This window comes from Mycolicibacterium vaccae NBRC 14118 = CIP 105934 (assembly GCF_001552715.1).
In the GTDB taxonomy this organism is placed as follows: Bacteria; Actinomycetota; Actinomycetes; order Mycobacteriales; family Mycobacteriaceae; genus Mycobacterium; species Mycobacterium vaccae.
The window spans coordinates 1-5971 of the sequence record NZ_BCRS01000241.1; the positions used below are offsets into that span (position 1 = coordinate 1).

The 5971-nt window shown below is 69.1% G+C and carries 7 protein-coding genes; 5 read left to right on the top strand and 2 right to left on the bottom strand.

What is annotated here, in order from left to right:
- Positions 1 to 137: 137 nt before the first annotated feature.
- Positions 138 to 695: a TetR/AcrR family transcriptional regulator gene (locus MVA01S_RS28105; protein ID WP_040543068.1), complete on the bottom strand. Its 558-nt coding sequence runs from the start codon at positions 693 to 695 to the stop codon at positions 138 to 140.
- 83 nt (positions 696 to 778) lie between these two features.
- Here MVA01S_RS28105 and MVA01S_RS28110 point away from each other — a divergent pair, with 83 nt between their 5' ends.
- The 3 genes from MVA01S_RS28110 to MVA01S_RS28120 are packed head-to-tail and all read left to right on the top strand — an operon-like array spanning position 779 to position 3251.
- The gene (locus MVA01S_RS28110) at positions 779 to 1609 is read left to right on the top strand and encodes a mycofactocin-coupled SDR family oxidoreductase (protein WP_003933468.1); all 831 of its coding nucleotides are present in this window, start codon (positions 779 to 781) and stop codon (positions 1607 to 1609) included.
- A 2-nt stretch (positions 1610 to 1611) separates the two neighbouring features.
- Positions 1612 to 2415 (top strand): mycofactocin-coupled SDR family oxidoreductase, encoded by an 804-nt coding sequence (locus MVA01S_RS28115; RefSeq protein ID WP_040543042.1) that lies wholly within the window; start codon positions 1612 to 1614, stop codon positions 2413 to 2415.
- A 23-nt stretch (positions 2416 to 2438) separates the two neighbouring features.
- Positions 2439 to 3251, top strand: coding sequence for a carboxymuconolactone decarboxylase family protein (locus MVA01S_RS28120; protein ID WP_003933471.1), 813 nt, complete (start codon positions 2439 to 2441; stop codon positions 3249 to 3251).
- Between the two features lie 2 nt (positions 3252 to 3253).
- On the opposite strand, the gene MVA01S_RS28125 is transcribed toward MVA01S_RS28120, so the two are convergent.
- A complete protein-coding gene (locus tag MVA01S_RS28125) occupies positions 3254 to 4327 on the bottom strand; it encodes a phosphotransferase family protein (RefSeq protein ID WP_081529186.1) in 1074 nt (357 codons plus the stop codon).
- 186 nt (positions 4328 to 4513) lie between these two features.
- Here MVA01S_RS28125 and MVA01S_RS28130 point away from each other — a divergent pair, with 186 nt between their 5' ends.
- Together MVA01S_RS28130 and MVA01S_RS28135 are read left to right on the top strand one after the other, a co-directional pair.
- Entirely contained in the window at positions 4514 to 5428 is a 915-nt protein-coding gene (locus MVA01S_RS28130; protein WP_003933473.1) for a LysR family transcriptional regulator, read from the top strand.
- A gap of 61 nt (positions 5429 to 5489) precedes the next feature.
- Positions 5490 to 5971: DoxX family protein (locus MVA01S_RS28135; RefSeq protein ID WP_159426363.1), on the top strand; the 482-nt coding region annotated here is incomplete at its 3' end.

A 5971-nucleotide genomic window follows, 5' to 3' on the forward strand; every position in this document is an offset into this window, starting at 1 on the left:
CGCCATCCCCGGCGGACCCGGTGGGGTCGCCGGACCCGGCGGCGCGGCCGGCTGCATCCCCGGGGTGGGTTGCGGCAGCGTCCCGGCACCCTGACATCTCGCCCGACCCCACCCGGGGACCTGAGCGCGTCGGCGCCTCAGGGCCCTGGGTGGTAGCCGTTGATCAGTCGGTACACCGTGCGGTCGATCGCGGGCAGGATGTCGGTGATCGCGATCTCGCCGGCGGCGAACCTCCCGAGGAGCCCGTATACCACGTTGGCGATCACGGTGTCGAGGTCGGTGACGAACTCGTCGTCCACGCCGCTGAGCGCGTCCATCGCCGCCGGTACCACCACGTCCAGGCCGCGGCGCAGTAGCCGTTTGCCGCTCGGTCCGGTGCGGGCCCGGAAGTAGGCCGTGAGCATCTGCGGGTGACGCTCCCACGGCTCGAAGAGCGCGCGGAACAATCTCATCAACGATTCGTGCAGCGACTCGCCGGGCTGCGGGCGAGAATCGACGACGGCGGCATAGCGGTGGGTGTCGGTCCAGGCTTCGAGCGCGGCCAGGATCAGTTCGTCCCGATTCGAGTACCGCTTGTAGATCGTGGTCAGCGACGTGTGTGAGCGACGGGCGACCTCACGCAACTGCACCGCGTCGTAGCCCTGGTTCTCGAGCAGGTCGACGACCACCGCCAGAATCGGATCCTCTGCCACCATCGCCACGACACATCCTTGCCACCGTTGAGTAACTCGGTTACCGTACGCCCAGTAACACAGTTACTCAGAATCTGGGAGGTGTCATGGGGTCACTCGACGGCAAAGTCGCGTTCATCACCGGCGTCGCGCGCGGGCAGGGACGTAGCCACGCAATGCGACTGGCCGCCGACGGCGCCGACATCATCGGTGTCGACATCTGCGCCGACATCGGCTCCAACGGCTACCCGCTGGCCACCGCCGCCGAACTCGAGGAGACCGTCGCCCTGGTCGAGGCTTCGGGCGCCAAGATGCTCGGCTCTGTGGCCGACGTCCGCGACTACCGGGAACTCAAGGCCGCGCTGGACCGCGGCGTCGAGCACTTCGGAAGACTCGACATCGTCTGCGCGAACGCCGGCATCGCCACGATGGCCTTCCGCGAACTGTCCGAGGACGAAGACCTTCAGATGTGGACCGACGTGATCGACGTGAATCTGGTCGGGACGTTCCACACCGCCAAGGCGGCTATCCCTCACCTGATCGCCGGCGAGCGCGGAGGGGCCATGGTGTTCACCAGCTCCACCGCTGGGCTGCGCGGCTTCGGCGGGATGCAAGGCGGCGGCCTGGGCTATGCCGCGTCCAAGCACGGCATCGTCGGCCTGATGCGCACGCTGGCCAATGCCCTTGCCCCGCACAGTATCCGGGTCAACACCGTGCACCCGACCGCGGTCAACACGATGATGGCCGTGAACCCCGCCATGACCGCCTTCCTCGAGCACTACCCAGACGGCGGCCCACACCTGCAGAACCCGATGCCGGTCGGACTTCTCGAGCCCGAGGACATCAGTGCCGCTGTCGCCTATCTGGTCTCGGACGAGGCGAAGTACGTGACCGGAGTGACGTTCCCGGTCGACGCCGGCTTCTGCAACAAGCTGTGACCATGCCAGGACGCGTCGAGGGAAAACGGGTGCTGATCACCGGCGCCGCGCGCGGGATGGGCCGCAGCCACGCAGTGCGGCTGGCCGAGGAGGGCGCCGACCTCATCCTGGTCGACATCTGCCGCTCGATGCCCGAGATCGAATATCCGCTCGCCTCCTCCGACGAGTTGGCCGAGACCGCCGACCTCGTCGAACGGGCCGGCGGCCGCGCCGTCACCCATGTCGTCGATGTCCGGGACGCGGCCGCGCTGGCGGCCGCGGTCGACGACGGGGTCGCCCGACTCGGCGGCCTGGACGCCGCGGTGGCCAACGCAGGCGTGCTGACCGCCGGGACGTGGGACACCACCACCGCCGAACACTGGCGCGCCGTCGTCGACGTCAACCTGATCGGAGCCTGGAACACGTGCGCGGCGGCGTTACCCCACCTCGTCGACCGCGGCGGCAGCCTGGTCAACATCAGCTCCGCGGCCGGGATCAAGGGCACTCCGCTGCACACCCCGTACACCGCGTCCAAACACGGAGTGGTCGGGATGAGCAAGGCATTGGCCAATGAGCTTGCCGCACAGCATGTCCGGGTCAACACCGTGCACCCGACCGGGGTGGCGACGGGGATGCGACCCGCGTCGCTGCACAATCTGATCGCCGAACAACGTCCCGATCTCGGCCCGCTGTTCCTCAATGCGCTGCCGATCCAGATGGCCGAGGCGGTCGACATCAGCAACGCGGTGCTGTTCCTGGTGTCCGACGAGTCGCGTTACGTGACCGGCCTGGAGTTCAAGGTCGACGCCGGCGTCACACTCCGCTGACCCGTCCCCGAGGAGGCAATGCCATGAGTGCAATCGACACCGCCCGACACGAACAGATCCGGCAGGCCTTCGCCGAGGTCATGACATTCGCGCCGCCCGAACCGGAAAACCCGGCGGCATGGCACATGCTGCAGTTCGTCTTCGGCGACGTCTGGCAGCGGCCCGGGCTGAGCCGGCGGGACCGCCATTTCGTGACGTTGCCGTGCGTCGCCGCCGCCGATGCCGAAGGCCCGCTGCGCGACCACGTCTACGCCGCCCTCAACAGCGGAGACCTGACGATCACCGAAATGCGGGAATCCGTCCTGCATTTCGCTGTCTACGGGGGATGGCCGAAGGCGTCGCGGCTCAACATGGTCGTCGACGAACAGTGGGCGCGCATCCACGCCGAACGTGGGCAGGACGTGCCACCGCCGGACCCGCTGTTGCCGTTGACCACCCCCAACGACCCCGAGGACCGACTCGCCACCGGTGCGCAGGCGTTCAAGGAGGTGAACTGCCTGCCCTACGCTCCCGACAGGGACAATCCCTTCCACGGCGCAGGCATCCTGAACTTCGTCTTCGGGGAGATGTGGTTGCGTCCCGGTCTGGGCATGCGCGAGCGTCGCCTGATCACCGTGGCCTGTGTGGCGTTCCAGGACGCCCCGTACCCGATCGTCAGTCACGTCTACGCCGCGATGAAGAGCCGAGAGCTGTCGTTCTCCGAAATGGAAGAGATCACAGTCCATTTCGGCGCCTACTACGGATGGCCGAAAGCCGCTCACCTGAGCCAGGTGGTGGCCGATCAGCAGCGCCGGGTGACCGAGGAGTGGGCGGCCGAAGGCTCCGCCCCGGCCTAGGACTACTCGACGATGCCGAGATCGGCCAGCCCGATCGCGGTCAGCGCCGAGACGCCTTCGGCGAGCGGCACACCTGCTACCGGCGCCACCGCACCGGTCAGAACACTCACCGCCAGCTTGTAGGCGTTGAACGCCCGGTACCAGGGCCGGTTCTGCGGTGGGCGGCCGCTGACTGCTTCGTAGTGGGCGATCAGCTCGTCGATCGGCAGCGTACCGGGGTGACCGGCGAACCCGCCCGGTCGCCGCCACGCCAACTCCAGCCAGCCGATGTCGGTCAACGGGTCGCCGACGGTGGCCATCTCCCAGGCGAACACCGCGCCGACGACCCCGTCGACGAAGGCGAAGTTGCCCGGCCGGGCGTCGCCGTGCACCAGGGTCGGCTTCGGACAGCCCGCGGGCATGCTGTCCCACAGCGCCGCCAGCAGGCGCTCCAGCGCAGGCAGCGGTCCGCACTCGACCAGGCCAACCTGTCCAGCCCAGTGGTCGAGTTCCCGAACCAGGTGGGTGGCGCCGTCGTCGAGCGCCCGCAACCCCGTGGCGTCGAGATCCACCGCATGGATCGCGGCGAGCTGTTCAGCCATCCCTCTACACATCTGCGCGACGTTCTCGTCGGATTCCCCGGCGAGGGCGTCGACGTCGTACACCGTCCCGTCGACGCGCTCCATCACCAGGAACGGCCGGCCCAATACGTCGCCGGTGCGGTCCCACCACAACGCCCTCGGCGCCCGCACCGGAGTGGACTCCAGGGCCCGCAACAACGTGAACAGCCTGCCCGGGTTGTGCGGTGCCGGTGGGCTCGTCCGCACTACCGGACTTGTCCTCACTACCGGGCTTGTCCTCACTGCCGGACTTGTCCTCACTACCGGACTTGTCCTCACTACGACGTCCCGGCAGCTGTCGTGGCCGCCGCGCGAGGTCACCACGGTCAGCACCATGACCTCGGCGGCACCGCCGGAGGCCACCCGGTCCAGACCTTCGATGCGGACGTCGTCGGCGTCGGCGATCTGGGCGCGCAGCCATCCGGTCAGCCGATCGGCGACGTCCTCGGCGCTCAGCGCCGCAGCCGAAAATGACATCCGGTCACGCTATCGGACACTTTGCAGAATTTGTCCGAGATCGGGTCAACCAGCCGCCGGACGTCCGGGTCAGCGGATCACCACCCGGATCACCTACCGGGCCCGCACTTTCGCCGGCGCACGTCGAGCCCCGAGCGGAACACCGATGGCACCACGCGGCCGCCGAGGGCCAGCAACAATCCAGTGATGGACACACGTCGTCTGGAACTGTTACTGGCGCTGTCGCGCCTGGGGTCGATGCGCGCAGTGGCCGACGTGCACAACCTGACGACCTCGACGGTGTCCCAGCAGATCGCCGCGTTGTCCCGCGACACCGGGGCCAGGCTGATCGAACCCGAGGGTCGCCACGTGCGGCTGACCCCCGCAGGCAGGCGGCTCGCCGATCACGCGGTGACGATCCTGGCCGCCGTCGACAGCGCGCGCCGCGACCTCGACCCCGACGCCGAACCCGCGGGCACGGTCCGGGTCGGGGGCTTCGCCACCGGTATCCGGGTGTCACTGCTGCCGGCCGTCGCCGAACTCGCCGCGCGCCACCCCGATGTCCGGGTGGTCATCAGCGAGTACGAACCCCTGGAGGTATTCGCCCTGCTCACCGCCGACGACCTCGACCTCGCGCTCACCTACGACTTCAACCTGGCGCCGGCGTCCCCGGGCACGGCCCTGGACGCCGTGCCGCTGTGGTCGACGGGCTGGGGCCTCGCGGTGCCGGCCGGGACACCGGCCGACACTCCCCTGGCCGCGTTCGCCGAATCCAGCTGGATCGTGAACTCACGCAACACCGGCGACGAGACCGCGGTGCGCACGCTCGCGTCGCTGGCCGGCTTCACCCCGACGATCGCCCATCAGATCGACAGCCTCGACCTCGTCGAGGACCTCGTGGTCGCGGGCTTCGGGGTGGGGCTGCTGCCGCTGGACCGACCGACCAGTCCCGGAGTCACCGTGCTGGAGCTTCAGAATCCGGCCCTCACCCTGACTGCGTACGCGGTGACCCGACGCGGCCGTGCGCAGTGGTCGCCCCTGCGGGCCGTGCTGGACCTGATGCGGCCGCCGTCCGGGAAGTTGTCCCAACCACACTGGCCCCGGCCCGCCGCCGGTCAGTAGGGGTCCGGACACTCCGTACGGGTGTGGTTTGCCCGCCTTGGACCCGGGGAACACAGGCCGCATGTTGATCCGACGTGTTGCGCGCCCGATGCTGTCTGCAGTGTTCATCTCGCGTGGGGTCGAGGCGCTCAGAAGCCCGAAACCCGCCACCGACGCCACCCGCCAGACACTCGAGGAGCTGAGCAAGCTGCCCGATCCGGTGGGCACCAATGTGCCCGCCAACGCCGAGACCGTCGCGAAGGTCACCGCCGCCGTACAGATCGGCGGCGGCCTGCTCCTGGCGACCGGCCGACTCCCCCGCGTGGCCTCGGCCGCGCTGGCGTTGAGCGTGGTGCCGAGTTCACTTGGCGGACACGCGTTCTGGAACGAGGTCGACCCACAGCGCAAAGCCGACGAGCGGCGTGCCTTCATCACTGACGTCAGTCTGATCGGCGGCCTGATCATCGCCGCCGTGGACACCGAGGGCAGGCCGTCGCTGGGCTGGCGCGGCCGCCGCGCCGCGCGCAAGGTCTCCGAGGCGGTGGCATCCGCCCTGCCCGCGGG

Coding starts and splice junctions, on each gene's coding strand:
- MVA01S_RS28105 (WP_040543068.1), bottom strand. CDS start 695: ATGGTGGCAGAGGATCCGATTCTGGCGGTGGTCGTCGACCTGCTCGAG.
- MVA01S_RS28110 (WP_003933468.1), top strand. CDS start 779: ATGGGGTCACTCGACGGCAAAGTCGCGTTCATCACCGGCGTCGCGCGC.
- MVA01S_RS28115 (WP_040543042.1), top strand. CDS start 1,612: ATGCCAGGACGCGTCGAGGGAAAACGGGTGCTGATCACCGGCGCCGCG.
- MVA01S_RS28120 (WP_003933471.1), top strand. CDS start 2,439: ATGAGTGCAATCGACACCGCCCGACACGAACAGATCCGGCAGGCCTTC.
- MVA01S_RS28125 (WP_081529186.1), bottom strand. CDS start 4,327: ATGTCATTTTCGGCTGCGGCGCTGAGCGCCGAGGACGTCGCCGATCGG.
- MVA01S_RS28130 (WP_003933473.1), top strand. CDS start 4,514: ATGGACACACGTCGTCTGGAACTGTTACTGGCGCTGTCGCGCCTGGGG.